This window comes from Frankia sp. BMG5.23, from assembly GCF_000685765.2.
GTDB classification, from domain to species: domain Bacteria; phylum Actinomycetota; class Actinomycetes; order Frankiales; family Frankiaceae; genus Frankia; species Frankia casuarinae.
Genome location: NZ_JDWE01000032.1, coordinates 1 through 19127, shown reverse-complemented (window position 1 = coordinate 19127; position 19127 = coordinate 1). Strand labels below are relative to the sequence as shown.

The following is a 19127-nucleotide window of genomic DNA, read 5'->3' as shown; positions in this document are numbered from 1 at the left end:
CCGCCTTCCGTCACTGACCGCCCGGTATCCACCGGCCCCCGCCACCACCTGCCCCCGGCTCCCGCGCCGGGACCGCTCCTCAGGTCGGTCGTGGGGAACCGCTCCTCAGGCGGATCGCCGCGTCGGGGGCGTCTTCGAGGTCGGCGTCCTCGGGGCCGTCTTCGGGGCCGTCCTCGAGGAGGTGGCCTTGGCCGCGGAGGCCTTGGCCGCGGAGGCCTTGGCCGCGGAGGCCTTGGCGGGCGGCGTCTTCGTGGCGGCGTTCGTCTTCGCGGTGCTCCTCGTCGAGGACGGCGTCTTCCGGGCGGTCGACCGCGTACCCGGGGCCGACGAGGCACCCTTGACCGAGGAGGTACGGCCGCCCCGCCGTCCATCGGACGCCTTGTCGTCGGACGCCTTGTCGTCGGACGCCTTGTCGTCGGGCCCCTCGTCGGTGACCCCGGCAGCCGCGGGCCCCGCGTCACCATCTGCCACAGCCGCACCACCTGCCACAGCCGCACCACCTGCCACAGCCGCTTCGCCGGGCCGTCCAGCGCGGGCGGCGGCTATGCTCGCGCGCAGCGCCGCCATGAGGTCGCCGACCGCCTCACCAGCCGACCCGCCCGGCGAGGCCACAACCTCGCGGCCGGCGACCTTCGCGTCGATCACGGCCTGCAGGGCCTCACGGTAGTTGTCGGTGTACCTGGTGGGGTCGAAGTCGGCTGCCAGGGTGTGGATGAGCGAGGCAGCCACCGACAGCTCCTGCGGGCGCACCGCGACGTCCTCCTCGAGGAACGGAAAGTCCGGTTGCCGCACCTCGTCCGGCCAGACCATGGTCTCCAGGACGAAGACGCCGCCGCGCACCCGGAGCGTCGCGAGCTGCTCGCGTTGCCGCAGGGCTATCTTCACCAACGCGACACGGCCCGATGCGGCCAGCGCGTCACGAAGAAGAACGTAGGGTTTGGCGCCGGTGCGGTCGGGCTCGACGTAGTAGCTCTTCGCGAAGTAGATCGGGTCGACCTGCTCCAACGGGACGAACTCCAGCACGTCGATCGCCCGGGAGGTGGACAGCGGGAGATTCGCGAAGTCCTCGTCGGTGAGTACGACGGTCTCCCCGTCCGGCAGCTCGTAGCCCTTGGCAATGTCGGCGTAGTTGACCTCGTCCCCGTCGGCCTCCGCCACTCTCCGGTATCGGATACGAGACCCATCCGACCGTCTAACCTGGTGAAACGCGACATCCCGTTCCTGGGTCGCCGAGTAGAGCCTCACCGGGATGGACACCAGGCCGAAGGAGATCACGCCCTTCCAGGTCGCACGCATGTTCGCCCCTCACGTCACGTACCCCTATGGTGTCCCACCGGAAGCCCACGAGTAAGCCAGACAGGCGAAAAGCTTGAACCTATCAACAGGTGAAGATCTCCAGGACGCCAGCCGCCCTGGAGACACACCGGAGAACACCGACGACCGGCGGGGGATATATGTGCAGGAGGGCGGAACGTACCCAGGACGGGAAGCCTGGTGCGAGCGGGACACGGAGCCGGGAACGGCGCGGGAGCGGGGAGTGGGATGAGTGACGGACGCCACCGCCACGTCCGTGACGAGGCCGGCCCGGCCGATGGCGCGTGAGGGCCACCCGTTCCGGGCACATCGCGATCCGGACCCCGGACAGGTTCGGATCGTCCATTTCCGGCGCCCGCCCCAGCGGGTCGCCATAACGATGAGCGCAGGAGGACGTCCCCATGGGAGCACCCACCGACCTTCCGGCATCCGATCTTCCGATCGAGGCGCCCGACGCCGACGCCGTCGAGCAGGCCCGGGAGATACGTCCGGCCGGCCCGGCGCCGCGCTGGCTACCTTCGGCGCCACCCGTCGAGGCCGACGAGTACGACGTCGTCGAGCAGAGCATCGTGGTCGAGACCGACGAGGACGACGACTACCGCTGACCCGACCACCAGCGACCCGACCACCAACGACCCGACCACCAGCGACCCAGCGCCACCCCGCGCGAGCGACGAGCAGGCCGGCTGGTTTCGTTTCGACGAACGCCGGCCGGTCGGACCCCGCGGGTACTGTTGACCGCATCAACCAGGAGGTGCGCCATCAGCCAGGAGGTGCGCCGGTGACCGCCGAGCCAGCCCCGCCCGACGCACGACCGGGCAGGGCTCCCCGGCTCCCCCGCACCGCGCGCCGCTTCCAGCTTCTGGGAGCCGCCCGCGAGGTCTTCGTCGCCCAGGGCTACCACGCAGCGGCGATGGACGAGATCGCCGAGCGGGCCGGCGTCAGCAAACCGGTGCTGTACCAGCACTTCCCCGGCAAGCTCGAGCTCTATCTCGCGCTGCTCGACGAGCACGCCACCCAGCTGGTGACGAGCGTCCAGGACGCGCTCGCCTCCACCTCGGACAACCACGCGCGCATCGCCCGGTCCATCCGAGCGTACTTCGACTTCGTCAACGACCCCTCTGGGGCACACCAGCTCGTGCTGGAGTCGGACCTGCGCAACGAGCCCGCGGTCCGCCAGCGCATCGAGACCGCCTTCGCCCAGTGCGTGCGGGCCATCGCCGCGACGATCGTCGCCGACACCGGGCTGCCCCAGGACGAGGCCGACCTGCTCGCGGTCGGGCTGGTTGGGCTGGCCGAGACGGCGTCGCGCTGGTGGCTGGTCCGCGGTGCCACCGTGGAAAAGGAACGGGCCATCGAGTCGATGGTGGAGCTGGCCTGGCGCGGCATCGGCGGCTACCCCCGCCAGGAGCACCGGGATGCCGCGCGCACGAACACGGAGCCGCACGAGGAGGTCCCCCCCGCCGGCTGACGTCGTCCGGCACATCGGGTGTAACGGGCGCGCCGGGCATAACGGGTGTAACGGGTGTAACGGGTGTAACGGGTGTAACGGGCGCATCGGGCAAGCGTTTGCCGGGTGAGCGGATGTGCCCGGAGCGAACACGCCGCCCCTGCCGCGGTGGAGAAGTCCCGGAAGCCATAGTGTGGGCGGTGATCCAAGATCGGCGGCGCTCGTCCGCCGACGGTAGGTCCGACGAAGGCGGAGGTCATCGGGTGGAGGTCAAGATCGGCGTCCGGCAGGTCAGTCGGGAGCTGGTGCTGGAGAGCAGCCAGTCCCCGGAGGCTGTCGCCGCGCTGGTGAATGAGGCGGTCAAGGCCGACAACGGGGTGCTGACCCTCGTCGACGACAAGGGCCGGCAGGTGATAATGCCGATCGCGTCGCTGGCCTATGTGGAGATCGCCGCGACCACGACTCGACGGGTGGGCTTCGGCGCCGTCTAGGTCCCGGCCGACCACCGGCAGCGGTCCGCCGGCCGGCCCGCCGGGGAGCCGACCGGCGTCGCCGCGCCGGTCGGCGGGCCCGGATCAGGCGGACAGGCCCAGTGCCGCCATCCGCCGGCCATGCGCCGCCATGATGCGGTTGAAGATCGCCGCCAGCGCCTCCAGGTCGCCAACCCCGACCAACAGCCCGGTGAGCGCGTCGCGATCGACCCCGACCCGCTGGGCCTGCGTGAGCGCCTCACCGACGAGCCGACGGGCCCACAGCGCCAGCCGCCCGGCCACCGTCGGGTTGGCGCTGATCGCCGCGCGCACCCGCTCGACCGCGAAGGCTGCGTGCCCGGTGTCGTCGAGCACCTTCAGAACCAGTTCGCGTGACGGTGACGGAAGCCGCGCCGCGATCTCGCGATAGAAGTCCGCCGCGATGTTGTCCCCCACGTAGGCCTTCACGAGGCTCTCCAGCCAGTCGGCCGGGGCGGTCGAGTTGTGGAAGGCGGTCAGTGGCGCGATGAACGGGGCCATCGCGAGCTCCCGGTCGACGCCGAGCCGGTCCAGCTCGTCGCTGATGGCCTGGAAATGGGCGAACTCGGCGGCGGCCATCTTCGCCAGGGCGATCTTGTCGGCAACGGTCGGTGACATCCGCGCGTCGGTGGCCATGCGCTCGAAGGCGGTCAGCTCGCCGTAGGCGAGCAGGCCCAGCAGATCCACGGTCGCCTGGTCCACGGTCGCCTGGTCCACGGTCGCCTGGTCCACGGTCGGTGCGGGTCCGGCATCCGGGGACGGGGGCACCCGATTGTCAGAGTCACCTACCTGACCGGGGGCGGTGATGGCGATGGGTGTCGCCGGGCCGGTCGGGGTCCGTGTCGTCTGTGCCACAGGCGCGATTCTGACACCCGCCGCAGTCGCTGTCGGCAAACACTCCTGCCAAGGAGCCCCCACCCGGGGTTACACCGGCTATGCTGGGGGCAGCCAGGGGTCGTTATGTCACCTCGGCCGCCGTGTAGCAGGCGTCGCCTCGTCACCTGTGCACCCAGAGTTGCCATCGAGGGCACCGGGGCACATGGATTTTCGGGTCGCGGGCGCCGCGCGGCTCACCGCGAGCGGGTTCAGCGTAGACACCGCTCAGAGAAGACCAGGAGCGTCCCGCTGTCCGTCACAGCTGAAGTACCCACAGATGATCTGACTCCCTACGAGCCACAAACCACCCCCTCCACCCCCGGGTCCCCGGCGGCACCGACCTTCGCGGAGCTCGGCGTGCGCGCCGAGACCGTCTCGGCCCTGACCGAAGCGGGCATCGTGCACGCTTTCCCCATCCAGGAGTTGACGCTTCCACTCGCCCTGGCCCGCAACGACATCATCGGGCAGGCCCGCACCGGCACCGGCAAGACCCTCGCGTTCGGCGTCCCGGTGGTGCAGACGGTGCTGGCGGCCAAGGAGGGTGCCGACGGCCGTCCGCAGGCCCTCGTCGTGGTGCCCACCCGTGAGCTGTGCGTCCAGGTGACCGCGGACGTCACCCGCGCCGGCGCCCGCCGTGGCCTGCGGGTGCTGTCCGTCTACGGCGGGCGTGCCTACGAGCCGCAGCTGTCCGCGCTGCGCGCCGGGGTCGACATCGTCGTCGGCACGCCCGGCCGCCTGCTGGATCTCGCCCGCCAGCACGTGCTCGACCTGGCCGGCGTCGGCACCCTGGTGCTCGACGAGGCCGACGAGATGCTCGACCTCGGCTTCCTGCCGGACGTCGAGCGCATCATGTCGCAGCTGCCGACCGAGCGGCAGACGATGCTGTTCTCCGCGACCATGCCCGGCCCGGTCATCTCCCTGGCCCGGCGGTTCATGAAACGGCCCGTGCACGTCCGCGCGGAACAGCCGGATGAGGGGCGCACGGTCCCGACCACCCGTCAGCACGTCTTCCGCGCCCACGCGCTGGACAAGATGGAGGTGCTGGCCCGGGTCCTGCAGGCCGGCGGCCGGGGGCTCGCCATGGTGTTCGTGCGGACCAGGCGCACCGCGGACAAGGTCGCCGAGGACCTCGCCAAGCGCGGCTTCGCGGCCGCGGCGGTGCACGGCGACCTGGGCCAGGGCCAGCGCGAGCAGGCGCTGCGCGCCTTCCGCTCCGGCAAGGTCGACGTCCTGGTCGCCACCGACGTGGCCGCCCGGGGCATCGACATCAACGGTGTCACCCACGTGGTCAACTACCAGTGCCCCGAAGACGAGAACGTCTATCTGCACCGCATCGGCCGCACCGGTCGGGCGGGCGAGAGCGGGGTGGCCATCACCTTCGTCGACTGGGACGACCTGCCGCGGTGGACGCTCGTCAACAAGGCGCTCGCCCTGCCGTTCGATGGCCCGGTGGAAACCTATTCCACCTCCCCCCACCTGTACGAGGCGCTCGGCATCCCGGCGGGCGCGAAGGGCACCCTGCCGCACGCGGCGCGGACCCGCGCCGGGCTCGCGGCCGAGGACATCGAGGATCTCGGGCAGTCCGGTCGCGGCGGGCGCCGCGGCTCGCGGACCGGGCGTGACCAGGACCGTTCCGAGCCGGCGGCGGTGCCGACCCGGACTCGCGCCCGTCGGCGCACCCGCGGCGGTGGTGCGGCGGCCGCGGGTGCGGGGCTGGCCATCGCCGCGGACCCGGCGGACCCGGCGGACCCGGTCGACGAGGACGGCCGGAAGGCCGGCGCACCCGTGGTGGACGGTGCCGGGCAGACCGGGCTGGTCGAGTTCACCGGGACCGCCCCGCTCACCGACACGGACACCGACACCGCCCGCGTCGTCTCCGCCCTGGCCTCGGAGACGGGCGTCGAGGCCGAGGAGTCGCCGCGCCGCCGGCGCCGGCGGCGCGGCAACCGTGGCCGCGGCACGGGCACGATGCGGGAGGCCGGCGACGGCACCGAGGCCGACGCCGACGCGCCACCCCGAGCCGAGTCGGCCTGACACCCCGGCCCCCGGCCCCGCATACCCGCGGGGGTCGCCGGTCCGCGGGGGTCGTCAGCCCGCGGGCCGAAAATGCAGGCCCAGCCGGACCCAGCTCAGCCGCCGGCACGAGGGACAGCGCACCAAGGAGGGATGCCGGAGCCGGACCAGCGGTAGATGGACGCTCGGCGTCAGGACGCGCAGCGCGTGCCAGGCGCCGAGGGAGCTGGTCTGCCCGCATCGGGAGCAGTTGACGGTCAGGCTGGTGTTCGGCGGTGTCACGGGGCGGACGCCGCTGTACAACGCACGCTTTCCATGCGCGTCGCGACCCACCGTTGATCTCGCGCGAACCGGAGTGACCAGGGGAGACCGGGCGCCACGCGGACGCAGCCGGTCGAACCCGGCCGTCGCCCGGTCCTGCGCCTGCCTCCCGCCCGGCACCCGGCCGGGTGTCCGCCCGAGCTCGTTCACCGTCGGCTCACACCCGCACCTCTCCGGTGCAGGTCGGTTCGCCGACCTGCACCGGAGGGCGGGAATGGTCCCGCATGCCCGCGGGTTGGCCGTCCCCCTCCCGAGGGCGTTGCCGCCGACCGGGCGAGGTGGCCCCCGGGCCGTCAACGGTTTCGGCGGCCTGTCCAACCGCGGTTCCGGCAGGGTCAGCGATGCCAGCGATGCCAGCGATGCCGGCAGCCGTGCCCACCCCCGCAACCCCGGCGATGGCACGGGCATGCGACCGGTAGGCCTCGGCCCCCTTGGAGCGCCGTGCGGTCGTCAGGATGGACCGCCCCGTTCCCGGCGCCTCGGCGAAGCGCACCGAGCGGGCTACCGGCGGCGCCAGCACCGCGATGTCGTACCGGGCGGAGACGTCGGCGAGCACCGCCCGGCAGTGCGCCGTGCGACCGTCGAACAAGGTCGGCAGCACGCCGCGGACCCGCAGGCCGGGATTGGTCAGCCGCTGCACGTCGTGCACCGTGTCCAACAGCTGGCCGACGCCGCGGTGGGACAACGTCTCGCACTGCAGCGGCACGATGACCTCGTCCGCCGCCGTCAACCCGTTGATGGTGAGCACGCCCAGGGAGGGCGGGCAGTCGATGAGGATGAAGTCGTACTCGTCGACGATCTCGGCGAGGGCGAGCCGCAGCGCGTGCTCCCGCCCGGTGCGTGACAGCAGTACCGCCTCGCAACCCGCCAGCTCGATGGTCGCGGGCAGCAGATCGGTGCCGTCCGGTGTCCTGGTGATGATGATGCCGGCGGACAACCGTCCCAACAGGACGTCGTGCACCGACAGTTCGAGGGCATCCGGATCCAGCCCGAGCGAAAAGGTCAGACATGCCTGTGGGTCGAGATCGACCAGCAGGACCCGACGGTCCAGCTCGCACAGCGCGGCACCGAGACTCGACACGGAGGTCGTCTTGGCAACGCCGCCCTTCTGATTCGCAACAGCGAGTACTCGGGCCACACCGATCAGTGTGGGGGCGTGACCGATCCGTCACAACACTTGACGAGCGAAAATCTCGACGCGCCCCCGAGGCCACTCCGCAATCACCCTAAGTCGGACACCGACCAGCCATCCGCAACCCCGGTGGATCCCGGGGTACCACTCGTCTCATCCGGTGTGCGCCGCCGGGCGCGGGTCAGTTCGAGGCGGGGGCGGCGGTCTGCACCACCTCGAACGACCACAGCGTGGCCGCGGTGGCCGCGGGGGCACCCTGCCCCCCCGCCGGGGCCCCGTGGCCCGCCGGAGCGCCCTGACCGGCCGCGGTCTGCTCCGCGGCCTGCCGGTGGCCCTCACCGAACGCCTGCGAGGACTGCCACTTCTGGAAGTCCTCCTCGCTACGCCAACGGGTGTAGACGAGGTAGGTGTCCGTGCCCTCGATCGGGCGCAGCAGCTCGAACCATTCAAACCCGTCGGCCTGCTCCACCATCCCGGCGCGGCCGGCGAACCGCTTCTCCAGGGTGTCTCGCAGCTCTGCGGGCACGGTCAACACGTTGATCTTGACAACGCTCATGTCTTCAACCGTAGTGCGCGGGATCCATCACCGCACCGCTAGAGTCCCCCGACGTGCCAGGTCTTCCCCGTGTCGCCGTCCTCGGTCTCGATGCCGCCGGAGCCGCCGCGACAATCACACTCGCCGACGGTGGGCTGACCGTCACCGCGTTCTCCGAGGGCCCCGCGCCGCCGCCGTCCCTCGCCGAACTCGCCACGCACGATCTGACTGATCGTGTCGTCGCCGTGACTCCCGCTACGTTGCGCCTGGTCGGAGCCGCCGCGCTCGGTCCGCCTTTTGAGGTGCATGGCGCTCCCCAGCCGGATGGCGAAGCCCACCCGCTCGGCGTTTTCGAGGCCGTGGTGCTCACCGGCCCGGCGGCGCGGCTAGGTCCGGCCGGGACGGGCTCGGCCCGTTTCGGCGAGGTCTTCGATCTCGAGGTTCCCTGGCTGTTCCATGTCGCGGGTCCCGCGCGGCTCGCGGCCGCCCAGGCCCGGTGGATCGGGGAATACCTGCGCGGGCGGTACGCGCCGCCGTCGCCCGATGAGATGGCCGCTCGCCCGCGACTGGCCGGCCGATCGCTGCGCGGCGGGACACACGGTCAGCTGACAGCGCTGGACCGGGAGCTGCACGCGGGGCATACCCGGGCGGCCGAAGCCGGCTACCCGATGCCCCAGCCGCCTGGGACAGGCCTCAACCCGGGGTAGCCGGGGTAGCCGCCGGGGTGAGACGGGCAAGCCGCCGCGCCGCGGCCTCCAGGGTCGTGAGCTTCTTGGGGAAGCCGAACCGGATGATGTGGCGGCCGTCCGCCGGGTCCGCGAAGAACGACGAGCCGGGAACGGTGGCGACCCCGATCCCGGTGGCCAGCCGGCGAGCGAAGGCCACGTCGTCACCGGCCGGGTCGAGCGCGCGGGTGTCGCACATCACGTAGTACGCCCCGTCCGGTTCCCGGAAGGTGAAGCCGGTCCGGGCGAGGGCCGCGCAGAGCAGGTCCCGCCGTTCCCGGTACTGCCGGGCGAGATCGACGTAGTACGTCTGCGGCAGGTTCATCGCCGCCACCCCGCCGGCCTGCAACGGTGCCGCCGCCCCGACGGTGAGGAAGTCGTGCACCTTGCGGATCGCCGAGGTGTAGGCGGCGGGCGCGATCGTCCAGCCGACCCGCCAGCCGGTCACCGCGTAGGTCTTGGACAGCGCATTGATGGTGACGGTGCGGTCCTCCAACCCGGGAACGGTGGCCGGCGGGATGTGGCCGCCCGGGCCCAGGTAATGGATGTGCTCGTAGATCTCGTCGGTGAACACGAGCGCGTCGTGGCGCTGGCAGAGCTCGGCGACGAGGTCCAATTCGGCGCGGCGCAGCACCTTGCCGCTCGGGTTGTGCGGGGTGTTCAGCACGATGGCGCGGGTGCGGTCGGAGAACGCCGCACGCAGCTCCGCCTCGTCGATCGTCCAGTCCGGGGCATGCAGGCGGACGAGCTTCGGCCGGGCGCCGGAGAGGATCGCGTCCGGGCCGTAGTTCTCGTAGAACGGCTCGAACATGATCACTTCGTCGCCGGGGTCGACCAGCGCAAGCATCGCCGCGATCATCGCCTCGGTGGAGCCGCAGGTCACACAGATCTCGGTGTCGGGGTCGACCGACCAGCCCGGGTAGGTTCCGGCCACCTTCGCGGCAACGGCGGCGCGGAACTCCGCGGCTCCCCACGTGATGGCGTACTGGTTCACGTCCGCGTCGATGGCGGCCTTGGCCGCCTCCTTGAGCTGCGGCGGGCAGGCGAAGTCGGGGAAGCCCTGCGCGAGGTTCACGGCGTCGTGCGCGAGAGCGAGCCGGGTCATCTCCCGGATCACCGATTCGGTGAAGGTCGCGGCCTTCGCGGAGACCCGCGGCCGGGCGGGCGTGGCGGTCTGGTCGGGCACCGTCTCATGATGACGCCTCTCCCGGCCCGGTGTCCGGCGCCCCGGTGTCCGGGCCGACCCGGTGTCCGGGCCGACCCGGTGTCCGGGCCGACCCGCCGGTCGCCGGCGCCCTGGTACGCCGATGCCTCAGTCCTCGTCGCCCTCGTCGCCGAGGGCGTCCCAGGGCTGGCGTTCGGGGCCGGCCGCCTGCCCCTCGGGGCAGTGGCTGCGGAAATCGCACCACGAGCACAGGGGGCCGGGGCTCGGCGGAAACGCCCGTTGCGGATCCTCACCCGCCCGCAGGGCCTCCGTCGCGCGCACGGCGTCCGCCGCGACCGACTCCGCCCGCCGCACGTGCCGGGCGATGCTCGCCTCGGTGTGCTCGGCGGCCGCGACCCGCCCACTGGGCACGTGGTGCAGCTCGACCCGCCGGCATGGTTGGCGCAGCATCCGCCCGGCGGCCAGGGCGTAGAGCGCGAGCGCCGGGGACGATCGCGCATCGTCGTCGGTGACCGGCCGGCGTCCGGTCTTGTAGTCGACGACGACCAGCTCCCCGTCCCGGTCGTCGAGACGGTCCACCCGTCCGGAGAAGGCCAGCGCCTCGGTACGGGCCGCGACCGAACGCTCGACCCCGCGCGGCTCGGCCGCCGGATCGAGGTGCGCGACATAGTCATGCGCCATCCGCGCGCCGCGCTCGCGCCACCGGTACGACTGCTCACCGTCCCGGAAACCCTCGTCGACCCACAGCAACCGCAACAGCGCCGCGGCCCGCTGTGGGACCCGTTGCTCGATCGGCCCCTCCCACCAGCGTCGCAGCGCGTTGTGCACGCTGACGCCGAAGGAGGTGTGCGCCCAGGGCGGCCCCTTGGGCGGCCGCGGCCGGTCCAGATACGTCATCCGGTACCGGCGGGGGCAGTCCTCGAAGGCCGCCAGCCGCGACGGCGTGCAGGAAAAAAGCCGGCGGGGCAGGCCGGTGAGCTCCAGTTGCGCCATCACTCACTCTATAGTCTCTACCGGCCTCGCCTCGGTTACCGGACGCCCGCTCGGGCGGCGCCGCCCGAGTCAAGGCGAGGGGTTAATCAAGGCGAGGGGTTAATCAAGGCGAGGGATTAGTCGGGGTGGGGGTTACCCAAGAGCCAGGGTGGAGGGTACCCAAGAGATCAGGCTCCTGGACGAATCGGCGCGCGGCTGGCATGCTCTTGCCATGCAGTGCAGTCGACTCACGTGCCGCCGACTCGCATGTCACGGCACGTCGCTACGGCTGTTTTATGGGGACCGGGCACGGTCCCCGCTCCGCCGCTGATCTCACGCGGCACAAGCGCCAGACCCAGGCCCGGTCCGCCTCCGGGTTGTCTCGGCCTGGGGTGCGCCGGGCCTCCGACCGAAAGGCCCACTTGTGGAGAACGTCGTCGACGCCCCCAGCACCGCGCCGGCCATCGCCTCGATCGACGAGGGACGACAGCTCATCGATGACATCGATGCTCAGCTGCGTGATCTCGTCGCGACCCGGCGGGATCTGTCCCAGCAGATCCAAGCGCTGCGCTCGGCCGAGGGCGGGCCTCGCATCCAGCACGCCCGGGAGAACGAGATCATCGCGATCTGGGCGGACAAGCTGGGGCCTCGTGGGGTCGAGATCGCGATGGCGGTGCTGACGCTCTGCCGCGGTACCGTGCGGTAGGCACCCGGGTATCCGCCGGTGCGGCGCGCGGCCGCCGTTCGCACCAGCCCGCCGCACCGGCCCGATCATCACGGCGGACGTAACGAACGCTCGCCCCCCCGCCGCCGTCGGCGTTCCCGGTCGCGGTCCTTCGCCCGGTCACCGTCCGGCCCCTCCAGCTCCGCGAGCAACCCCCGCAGCTCCGAACGCAGAAAGTCCCGGGTGGCGAGCTCGCCGATCGTGATGCGCATCGCGGCCAGTTCGCGGGCGAGGTATTCGGTGTCCTCGCGGTTACGGATGGTCTGCTCGCGGTCCTGGGCGAGGTTCGCGCGGTCCCGGTCATCCTGGCGGTTCTGCGCCAACAGGATGAGCGGTGCCGCGTACGCGGCCTGCAGCGACAGGACCAACGTCAGAAAGATGAACGGGAAATTGTCGAACCGGACGGACTGCGGGGCGATGATGTTGTAAGCGACCCACAGCACAATCACGACGCTCTGCGCAACGAGGTACCGGGCCGTGCCGATGAAACGCGCCACCCGCTCCGCGATCCGCCCGAAGGCGTCCGGCTCGTAGGCGGAGCGCAGGGCGGACCGCCGGGACAGCCGCGGCTGATCGAGGCGGGCGCCTCGCGGCCGGCGGCGTCCCAGACGTCCCAGACCTCCCAGACGTCCCAGACCTCCCAGACGTCCCAGACCTCCCAGACCTCCCAGACCTCCCAGACGTCTCATGAGGCGGCCGGGGAGCTGCCCGCCTCACCGCGGGAGCCTGGTTCCACGTCGCCCGCGGCGGGCGGAGTCAGTGCCCCGGGGGTCGCCCGCGCATCCACGTCCGCGTCGAGCTGTCGCTCCCGCCAGTTCGCGGGAAGCAGGTGGTCGAGCACGTCGTCGACGGTGACGACGCCGACGAGCCGGCCGGCGCGGTCGAGAACCGGTGCCGCCACCAGGTTGTAGGACGCCAGATGACGGGTGACCTCGGCCAGCGGGGTCTCCGGCCGCAGCGAGGCGATGTCGACGTCGATCACGCCACCGACCAGGGTCGCCGGCGGCTCACGCAGCAGCCGCTGGAAGTGGGCGAGACCGAGGTAGCGGCCGGTGGGCGTCTCGTAGGGCGGACGCACCACGTAGACCTGCGCGGCGAGCGCCGGGGAAAGCTCGGGTTCGCGGATGCGGGCCAGCGCCTCGGCGACCGTCGCGTTCGGGGCGAGCACGACCGGCTCGCTGGTCATCATGCCGCCGGCCGTGTCGTCGGCGTAGAGCAGCAGACGGCGCACGCCGGCGGCCTCGTCGGGCTCCATCAGCCGCAGGAGACGCTCCGCGTCGTCGGCGGGCAGCTCGCCCAGCAGGTCCGCCGCGTCGTCGGGGCCCATCGCCTCCAGCACGTCGGCGGCCCGCTCGTCGGCGAGTCCCCCGAGCAGCTCGACCTGCTCGTCCTCCGGCAGCTCCTCGAGGACGTCGGCAAGCCGCTCGTCGTCAAGGGCGGCGGCGACCTCCGCGCGCCGTTTCTCGGACAGGTCATGCAGCAGCGACGCGAGGTCGGCGGGCCGCAGCTTCTCGAACGCAGCGAGCAGGTTCGCGGCCCCCTGCCCCTCCTCGGGCAGCGAGAAGCCGGTGACCTCGTCCCAGGCAACCGTCTTCACCTCGCCGCGCCGGCCCCGGCCGACCCGCACCGCCACCTGGTCGAGCACCCAGTCGCCGCCGCGGACCAGTTCGATCGCGGCGTCGACGACGGTCACCTCGACACCGGACGAGATGAGCGTCACCCGCCGGTCGAGCAGCTCGCCGAGCACCCGGGTCTCGTTCGGGCGCTGTTGGAAACGCCGCCAGCTCAGCCGGGCCGAGGACAGCACCACCGCGCCCGACTCCACCCCGGTGACCCGGCTCATCGGCACGAAGATCGGTCGGCGTTGGACCTCGACGGCCAGGCCCAGGACGCGGGGCGGCTCATGCCCGAGTCGCAGCGTCGCGATCACATCGCGCACCCTGCCGACCTGGTCGCCGTTCGGGTCCAGGACGAGCAGGCCCGCCAGCCGGCGGCAGTAGACGCGGGACGGGGCCGGGCGGGAGACCATGCCCATCACCGGGCGATGCCTGCGAAGTGCAACACACCGGCCCACGACGGCGCTGCAGACCTGTTCACGGCCGGAGGTTACCCGGCCCGGGACATCCCACAACCCGGAGAGGTCGGCCGGATCAACACCGTCGCGCGGGCCGCCGGCAAACCGCCCGGCGTTCCGGGGCCGGGGATCGGCCTACAGGCACTGCCTACAGGTACTGCCTCGACGGATTGACCATGGCGCGGACGGTCTTGCCGTCATGGAACTCCCCGATCGCCGTCATCGACCAGGTGGGAGCCCCGCGATCGCGCTGCACCCGGCACATCACCAGTCCGGTGGACGGCTTGGAGTCGGACAGGTCGAACCGGACAAGCTCCTGCCCGGTGAGATCGTCATACAACCGGCAGTAGGCGTTACGCACCTCGACGAAGGTCTGTCCCTGGAAACTGTTCACCGTGAAGATCAGGGTGACGACGTTCCCCGGCAGGGCACCGAGATCGACCAAGATTGTCTCGTCGTCCCCTTCGCCATGGCCGGTCAGGTTGTCCCCGGAGTGGCGCACGGCTCCCCGGGCGCCTTTCTTGGACATGAACCAGACCTTGTCGACGTCCTTGCCGCGCTCGTCGAACAGGATGCAGGACGCGTCGAGGTCGATCGACTTCCCGTGCTGGGCCGGATCCCACCCAAGGCCCATCCGGACCCGGGTGAGCGGCGGCGCGCCGGTCTTCACCAGCGAGACGCTCTGCCCCTTGGCGAGCGATACCCGCCCCTTGTCCAGGTTCACCCGGCCACCCTGCTGACCGGGCGCTCCCGGCGCGGGAGGCGGCGGACCCCACTGCTGACCGCCCGGCTGCGACCCCCACTGCGGGCCCCCCGCCGGGGTCGGCGCGGGCGGCGGACCCCACTGCGGCTGAGCGGGCGGGGGCGGCGGCGGACCCCACTGTTGACCGGGCGGGGGCTGCGGTGTCCCCCACTGCGGCTGACCGGGCGCTCCCGGCGCGGGAGGCGGCGGACCCCACTGCTGACCGCCCGGCTGCGACCCCCACCGCGGGCCCCCCGCCGGGGTCGGCGCGGGAGGCGGCGGACCCCACTGCCGACCGCCCGGGGGCGTGCCGTACGGTGCCGGGGCTGCCTGCGGGTGGGGCGGGGCCACGGGTGGCTGCACGACCTGCGTCGCGGCCTCGGAGGTGCCGGGGTCGTCGACGGTGATGCCGAAGTCAGTCGCGATGCCGGCCAGCCCCGAGGCGTAGCCTTGGCCGACCGCCCGCACCTTCCAGGTCCCGGCGCGCCGGTAGAGCTCGACGAGAATCAGCGCCGTCTCGCTGCTCAGCCCGGACGGATCGAAGCGGACGAGCTCGGCGCCGCCACGCGCGTCCCGCACCACGATGCTCAGGCCGCGCAGGGCGGCGAAGGTGGCCGGCCCGCTGCCGTCGAGACTCCCGGTGACGACCACCTTGTCCATCTCCGGCGGGACCGCGGCCAACGTGCACTCCAGCGCGGACGGCGGTACGAGACGCACCCCGGGACCCGTCGGCTGGTTGAAAAAGACGAAGTCGTCGTCGGTGCGCACCTTGCCGTGGATGGTCACCAGGATCGCCGCGATGTCCAGCGGACTCGACGAGGCGATCTCGACCCGGACGTCGGTAGTGGGCAACGCGGCGTTGCCGCCCTTGGTCAGCATCTGTGCCATGAACCCCTCCAACGTCGCACCACGATAACTCCCGCACCGGCCACGACGGTTCCCGGGATCACTGCCGACCATACGATCGCAGGTATGGAACAACGTGGCGGGGCATCGGCCTGGTGAGCGACAGCGCGATCCTGCGATCGGTCGAGGAGCATGCGGCGGCGCTCTTCGGACCGGACACCGGTCGGGCCGCGGTCACGTTCCTCGGCACCGACCAGATCGAGGTGCTGCGGTTCGGCCCGGACCAGGCGGGCGTCATCCGCTATCTCACCCTGGGTATGTCCCGGGAGCCGATGACGGCGGCGACGACGACCGTGCGCGACCCCGCCGGCCCGCGGGCCGAACTCGTGCTGTCCCTGCGCGGGCGGCGCGACAGCGTGCTGCGGCGGTTGGCCGTGCTGGCCGCCGTCCCGACGGTCGAGGGCCGTCCGGTGGCTCCCGGGTCCGGCCTGGATCTCGGGGAACCGCTCTGGGACGGCGCACCGTTCACCGCGGTGCTCGTCGGCGAGCCCGGCGGGCTCATCCCCGATCTCGCCACCGGGCTCGCACCTGTCCGCTTTCTCCCCCTGCTTCCGATGACCCCCAACGAGTCCGCCTACAAGCGGGTGCACGGCCCGGACGCGCTGCACCAGCGGTGGCTGGCGGCCGGGACGGATCTGCGCGACCCCGGCCGCCGGGAGGTCCATCTCGGCTGACCCCCGGCGTGGGGGTGATCCGCTGTGAACGGGCCGCGAGTTCATCCGTTTCCACTACTCTCATCCAGTTGTGACCCGTGACGCCGCGGCCGGCTCTCCGCGTTCCCGCCGATTCCCGCGGGCGCCCTCGCCGTCAGCCGCCACCGGCTCGCCGTCAGCCGCCACCGGTCAGACTGGTCGACCGGCCGGCACCGATCCGTCGGCACGCGCCGATCCGGGCACCGGTCCTCGCGCCGCCGCCCGGTCCGGCCACGGGACGAACCCGGGGGCCGATCCACGTCGCCGTGCCGTCCTGCTCGGCGGCCTCGGGCTGGCGGGCGCCGCGCTGGGCGGGGCGAGCCTGGCGGCCTGCGGCGGCTCCGGCGGTTCGATCCCGGCCCCCGCGCCGACCCTGCGGGCACCCACCCCGATCGCGGGCGTCACCGACGGGGTCTTCGGGCTCGGGGTCGCCAGCGGCGACCCGTTGCCGGACGGCGTCATCCTCTGGACCCGGCTCGCGCCGAGGCCGACCGAGGGCGGCGGCATGCCCACGCGGGACATTGAGGTCGACTGGCAGATCGCGACGGACGAGGGTTTCCGCGATGTGGTGCGCGCCGGCACGCAGACCGCGCAGACGGCGTTCGCGCATTCCGTCCACGTCGACGTCCGCGGACTCGCGCCGGAGCGTGACTACTTCTACCGGTTCCGTGCCGGCACCGTGCTCAGTCCAGTCGGCCGGACCCGGACGGCCGCGGCACCTGGGAGGGGACCGGAATCGACCGGCGGTGCCCTGACCTTCGCGCTGGCCTCGTGCCAGGACTTCCAGAACGGGTACTGGCCGGCCCTCGACGGCATCGCCACCGACGCGCCGGACCTCGTCGTCCACGTCGGCGACTACATCTACGAGTACGACCCGAAAAGCAACTACCCGGACCGGCGGCACACCACCCCGCAGCGGCCCGGTCTGGACCAACTCCAGACGCTGGCGGACTACCGCAACCGGTACGGCCAGTACAAGTCCGATCCTGCCCTGCAGGCCGCTCATCACGTGGCCCCCTGGGTCGTCACCTGGGACGATCACGAGGTCGAGAACAACTACGCCGGACTGATCGACGAGGCCGGCGACGCCGGGGAGCAACGGCAGGACCCTGCGGTGTTCGCCCGCCAGCGTGCCGCCGCCTACCAGGCGTACTACGAACACATGCCGATCCGCGCGGAGCTGAATCCGGGATCGCCCGACATGCGGATCTACCGGCGGTTCGTGTTCGGGAACCTGGTGACGTTCAACGTCATGGACACCCGGCAGTACCGGACCCGGCAGCCCGGCGACTCCCCGCAGGGCATCGGGCTCGCATCCCTGGGCCGGGACAACACGGCCGGCACGATGGCCGGCGCCGCCCAGGAACGCTGGTTGCGCGACGGCCTGACCACGTCGCGGACCCGCTGGAACGTCCTCGCCCAGCAGACGATGATGGCCCAGCTGAACGGGCAGCTACCCCTCGGCGAGGGACCACGGCTGGCCAACCTGGATCAGAACGACGGGTACGGCCCCTACCGGACCCGGCTGCTGTCGGAGATCCGCGACAGCGGCGTGCGCAACCCGGTGGTGCTCTCCGGTGACATCCACTGCGCCTGGGTAAACGACCTCCGGGTCGATTTCGACCGGCCCGAGACGCCGGTCGTCGCGACGGAGTTCGTCTGCACCTCGATCAGCTCGGCCTTCTTCCTCGTCAGCGAGGACTTCATCCGGCAGAACAATGCCCGACTCAACCCGCATGTCCGGTATTTTCGCGGTGACCGGCGAGGTTACACGCGCGTTCGCGTCACCCCGGACGAATGGCGCGCGGACATGCGGGTCGTCGCCGACATCGCCCATCGCCACTCGCCCACGTCCACGGATGCCACCTGGGTGGTCGAGAACGGGCGGCCCGGCGCGCGGCCGGCCTGAGAGCGAGCGTGCGGCGGCACGCTCCGGCCCTGCCGGCCCGCACTGCCGGCCCGCGCCCTGCCGGCCGATTTCCACCCGATTCATCGGAAAAGGCGCGGGAATTCGACCACCGGGTGGCCTCACTGGCCTGCGCATCGCGAATAAATCCGAAGAAACTCGACGGTTCTACGGCCAGGACACCGGTCGCCACGTTAGCCTTTCCCCGGCCCGTCCGCCGCTTTCCACACGCCTTCTGGCGCCGCGCGGACGACGAACATCGGGAGCCGAACGTGACGATTCTACACCAACCGAGAGAACCGGGCGGAGCGGCGGATACCGGGACGCAGCCAGCGGATATCGTCGCCGCGCACACCAGGCCACGTACCCCTTTGCTCGGCTATCTGCGGACGACGTCCCACAAGGACATCGCCATCCTGTACGCCGTCACGTCGTTCGGGTTCTTCCTCTTCGCCGGTGTCCTGGCCATCATGATGCGGGCGGAACTCGCCCGCCCGGGGCTGCAGTACTTCTCCAACGAGCAGTACAACCAGTTTTTCACGATGCACGGCACGCTGATGCTGCTCATGTTCGCGACCCCGCTGGCGTTCGCGTTCGCGAACTTCCTCGTGCCGCTGCAGATCGGCGCGCCGGACGTGGCGTTCCCGCGGCTGAACGCGCTGTCCTACTGGTTCTTCCTGTTCGGCAGCCTGACGGTGATCTTTGGGTTCCTGACCCCGAACGGCGCCGCGTCCTTCGGCTGGTTCGCCTACTCGCCGCTGAANANCNAGGTGTACTCGCCGGGGGCCGGGTCGGACCTGTGGATCGTGGGTCTCGCGGTCTCCGGTGTCGGTACCATCCTCGGCGCCGTCAACATGATCACGACGATCCTGACGATGCGGGCCCCGGGCATGACGATGTTCCGGCTGCCGATCTTCTGCTGGACCTTCCTGGCGACCTCGATCCTCGTGCTGATCGCCTTCCCCGTGCTCGCCGCGGCGCTGCTCGCCCTGGAGGCCGACCGGCGCTTCGGCGCGCACGTGTTCGACGCCGCCAACGGCGGCGCGCTGCTCTGGCAGCACCTGTTCTGGT

At 71.8% G+C, this 19127-nt stretch carries 19 protein-coding genes; 9 read left to right on the top strand and 10 right to left on the bottom strand.

Going from position 1 to position 19127, the window contains the following annotated elements; all coding sequences use genetic code 11:
* Positions 1 to 105: 105 nt before the first annotated feature.
* Complete coding sequence (locus BMG523DRAFT_RS14735) at positions 106 to 1296, bottom strand: Ku protein (RefSeq protein WP_043591403.1); 1191 nt, start codon at positions 1294 to 1296, stop codon at positions 106 to 108.
* A 419-nt stretch (positions 1297 to 1715) separates the two neighbouring features.
* On the opposite strand from BMG523DRAFT_RS14735, the gene BMG523DRAFT_RS14730 reads away from it, so the two are divergent.
* The 3 genes from BMG523DRAFT_RS14730 (at position 1716) to BMG523DRAFT_RS14720 (ending at position 3255) form a co-directional block, all read left to right on the top strand.
* On the top strand, positions 1716 to 1919 hold the full coding sequence (locus BMG523DRAFT_RS14730; RefSeq protein WP_023841356.1) for a hypothetical protein: 204 nt from the start codon (positions 1716 to 1718) through the stop codon (positions 1917 to 1919).
* Between the two features lie 176 nt (positions 1920 to 2095).
* Positions 2096 to 2785, top strand: coding sequence for a TetR/AcrR family transcriptional regulator (locus tag BMG523DRAFT_RS14725; RefSeq protein ID WP_023841355.1), 690 nt, complete (start codon positions 2096 to 2098; stop codon positions 2783 to 2785).
* Between the two features lie 242 nt (positions 2786 to 3027).
* The gene (locus BMG523DRAFT_RS14720) at positions 3028 to 3255 is read left to right on the top strand and encodes a DUF3107 domain-containing protein (protein ID WP_011438181.1); all 228 of its coding nucleotides are present in this window, start codon (positions 3028 to 3030) and stop codon (positions 3253 to 3255) included.
* Between the two features lie 84 nt (positions 3256 to 3339).
* Here BMG523DRAFT_RS14720 and BMG523DRAFT_RS14715 read toward each other — a convergent pair whose 3' ends face one another.
* A complete protein-coding gene (locus tag BMG523DRAFT_RS14715; protein WP_085949901.1) occupies positions 3340 to 4005 on the bottom strand; it encodes a ferritin-like fold-containing protein in 666 nt (221 codons plus the stop codon).
* A 501-nt stretch (positions 4006 to 4506) separates the two neighbouring features.
* Between BMG523DRAFT_RS14715 and BMG523DRAFT_RS14710 the strand changes: the two genes are divergently transcribed.
* Positions 4507 to 6183, top strand: a complete 1677-nt coding sequence (locus BMG523DRAFT_RS14710; protein WP_023841353.1) for a DEAD/DEAH box helicase — start codon at positions 4507 to 4509, stop codon at positions 6181 to 6183.
* Between the two features lie 54 nt (positions 6184 to 6237).
* Here the strand turns inward: BMG523DRAFT_RS14710 and BMG523DRAFT_RS14705 are convergent, their stop codons facing one another.
* The 3 genes from BMG523DRAFT_RS14705 to BMG523DRAFT_RS14695 all read right to left on the bottom strand — a co-directional run bounded on the left by BMG523DRAFT_RS14705 (position 6238) and on the right by BMG523DRAFT_RS14695 (position 8171).
* Complete coding sequence (locus BMG523DRAFT_RS14705) at positions 6238 to 6633, bottom strand: hypothetical protein (RefSeq protein ID WP_023841352.1); 396 nt, start codon at positions 6631 to 6633, stop codon at positions 6238 to 6240.
* A gap of 7 nt (positions 6634 to 6640) precedes the next feature.
* Positions 6641 to 7621, bottom strand: a complete 981-nt coding sequence (locus tag BMG523DRAFT_RS14700; protein WP_011438184.1) for a ParA family protein — start codon at positions 7619 to 7621, stop codon at positions 6641 to 6643.
* Between the two features lie 175 nt (positions 7622 to 7796).
* Complete coding sequence (locus BMG523DRAFT_RS14695; protein ID WP_011438185.1) at positions 7797 to 8171, bottom strand: antibiotic biosynthesis monooxygenase; 375 nt, start codon at positions 8169 to 8171, stop codon at positions 7797 to 7799.
* 53 nt (positions 8172 to 8224) lie between these two features.
* Between BMG523DRAFT_RS14695 and BMG523DRAFT_RS14690 the strand changes: the two genes are divergently transcribed.
* Entirely contained in the window at positions 8225 to 8857 is a 633-nt protein-coding gene (locus BMG523DRAFT_RS14690; RefSeq protein ID WP_011438186.1) for a hypothetical protein, read from the top strand.
* On the opposite strand, the gene BMG523DRAFT_RS14685 is transcribed toward BMG523DRAFT_RS14690, so the two are convergent.
* Both BMG523DRAFT_RS14685 and BMG523DRAFT_RS14680 read right to left on the bottom strand, forming a co-directional pair.
* A complete protein-coding gene (locus tag BMG523DRAFT_RS14685) occupies positions 8844 to 10061 on the bottom strand; it encodes a pyridoxal phosphate-dependent aminotransferase (protein WP_043591402.1) in 1218 nt (405 codons plus the stop codon). The genes BMG523DRAFT_RS14690 and BMG523DRAFT_RS14685 overlap by 14 nt on opposite strands.
* Before the next feature lie 126 nt (positions 10062 to 10187).
* Positions 10188 to 11033 (bottom strand): PD-(D/E)XK nuclease family protein, encoded by an 846-nt coding sequence (locus BMG523DRAFT_RS14680; protein ID WP_023841351.1) that lies wholly within the window; start codon positions 11031 to 11033, stop codon positions 10188 to 10190.
* 403 nt (positions 11034 to 11436) lie between these two features.
* Here BMG523DRAFT_RS14680 and BMG523DRAFT_RS14675 point away from each other — a divergent pair, with 403 nt between their 5' ends.
* Positions 11437 to 11718, top strand: coding sequence for a chorismate mutase (locus tag BMG523DRAFT_RS14675; RefSeq protein ID WP_011438189.1), 282 nt, complete (start codon positions 11437 to 11439; stop codon positions 11716 to 11718).
* Between the two features lie 68 nt (positions 11719 to 11786).
* Here BMG523DRAFT_RS14675 and BMG523DRAFT_RS14670 read toward each other — a convergent pair whose 3' ends face one another.
* From BMG523DRAFT_RS14670 to BMG523DRAFT_RS14660, 3 genes are all read right to left on the bottom strand, one after another.
* Complete coding sequence (locus BMG523DRAFT_RS14670; RefSeq protein ID WP_043591401.1) at positions 11787 to 12425, bottom strand: DUF1003 domain-containing protein; 639 nt, start codon at positions 12423 to 12425, stop codon at positions 11787 to 11789.
* On the bottom strand, positions 12422 to 13765 hold the full coding sequence (locus tag BMG523DRAFT_RS14665; RefSeq protein ID WP_011438191.1) for a CBS domain-containing protein: 1344 nt from the start codon (positions 13763 to 13765) through the stop codon (positions 12422 to 12424). Before BMG523DRAFT_RS14665 ends, BMG523DRAFT_RS14670 begins: the two co-directional genes overlap by 4 nt.
* Before the next feature lie 193 nt (positions 13766 to 13958).
* Positions 13959 to 15440 (bottom strand): TerD family protein, encoded by a 1482-nt coding sequence (locus BMG523DRAFT_RS14660; RefSeq protein ID WP_011438192.1) that lies wholly within the window; start codon positions 15438 to 15440, stop codon positions 13959 to 13961.
* A 113-nt stretch (positions 15441 to 15553) separates the two neighbouring features.
* Here BMG523DRAFT_RS14660 and BMG523DRAFT_RS14655 point away from each other — a divergent pair, with 113 nt between their 5' ends.
* The 3 genes from BMG523DRAFT_RS14655 to BMG523DRAFT_RS14645 form a co-directional block, all read left to right on the top strand.
* Positions 15554 to 16132 carry a suppressor of fused domain protein gene (locus BMG523DRAFT_RS14655; protein WP_011438193.1) on the top strand — a complete coding sequence of 193 codons (579 nt, stop codon included), beginning with the start codon at positions 15554 to 15556 and terminating at the stop codon, positions 16130 to 16132.
* 292 nt (positions 16133 to 16424) lie between these two features.
* Positions 16425 to 18059, top strand: a complete 1635-nt coding sequence (locus tag BMG523DRAFT_RS14650; protein WP_082456745.1) for an alkaline phosphatase — start codon at positions 16425 to 16427, stop codon at positions 18057 to 18059.
* Positions 18060 to 18328: 269 nt separating this feature from the next.
* Positions 18329 to 19127: cbb3-type cytochrome c oxidase subunit I (locus BMG523DRAFT_RS14645; protein WP_043591408.1), on the top strand; the 799-nt coding region annotated here is incomplete at its 3' end.

What these genes read in the sequence shown, in the direction of transcription:
- BMG523DRAFT_RS14735 (WP_043591403.1), bottom strand. Translation starts at nt 1,296, where the DNA reads ATGCGTGCGACCTGGAAGGGCGTGATCTCCTTCGGCCTGGTGTCCATC.
- BMG523DRAFT_RS14730 (WP_023841356.1), top strand. Translation starts at nt 1,716, where the DNA reads ATGGGAGCACCCACCGACCTTCCGGCATCCGATCTTCCGATCGAGGCG.
- BMG523DRAFT_RS14695 (WP_011438185.1), bottom strand. Translation starts at nt 8,171, where the DNA reads ATGAGCGTTGTCAAGATCAACGTGTTGACCGTGCCCGCAGAGCTGCGA.
- BMG523DRAFT_RS14680 (WP_023841351.1), bottom strand. Translation starts at nt 11,033, where the DNA reads ATGGCGCAACTGGAGCTCACCGGCCTGCCCCGCCGGCTTTTTTCCTGC.
- BMG523DRAFT_RS14670 (WP_043591401.1), bottom strand. Translation starts at nt 12,425, where the DNA reads ATGAGACGTCTGGGAGGTCTGGGAGGTCTGGGAGGTCTGGGACGTCTG.
- BMG523DRAFT_RS14665 (WP_011438191.1), bottom strand. Translation starts at nt 13,765, where the DNA reads ATGGTCTCCCGCCCGGCCCCGTCCCGCGTCTACTGCCGCCGGCTGGCG.
- BMG523DRAFT_RS14660 (WP_011438192.1), bottom strand. Translation starts at nt 15,440, where the DNA reads ATGGCACAGATGCTGACCAAGGGCGGCAACGCCGCGTTGCCCACTACC.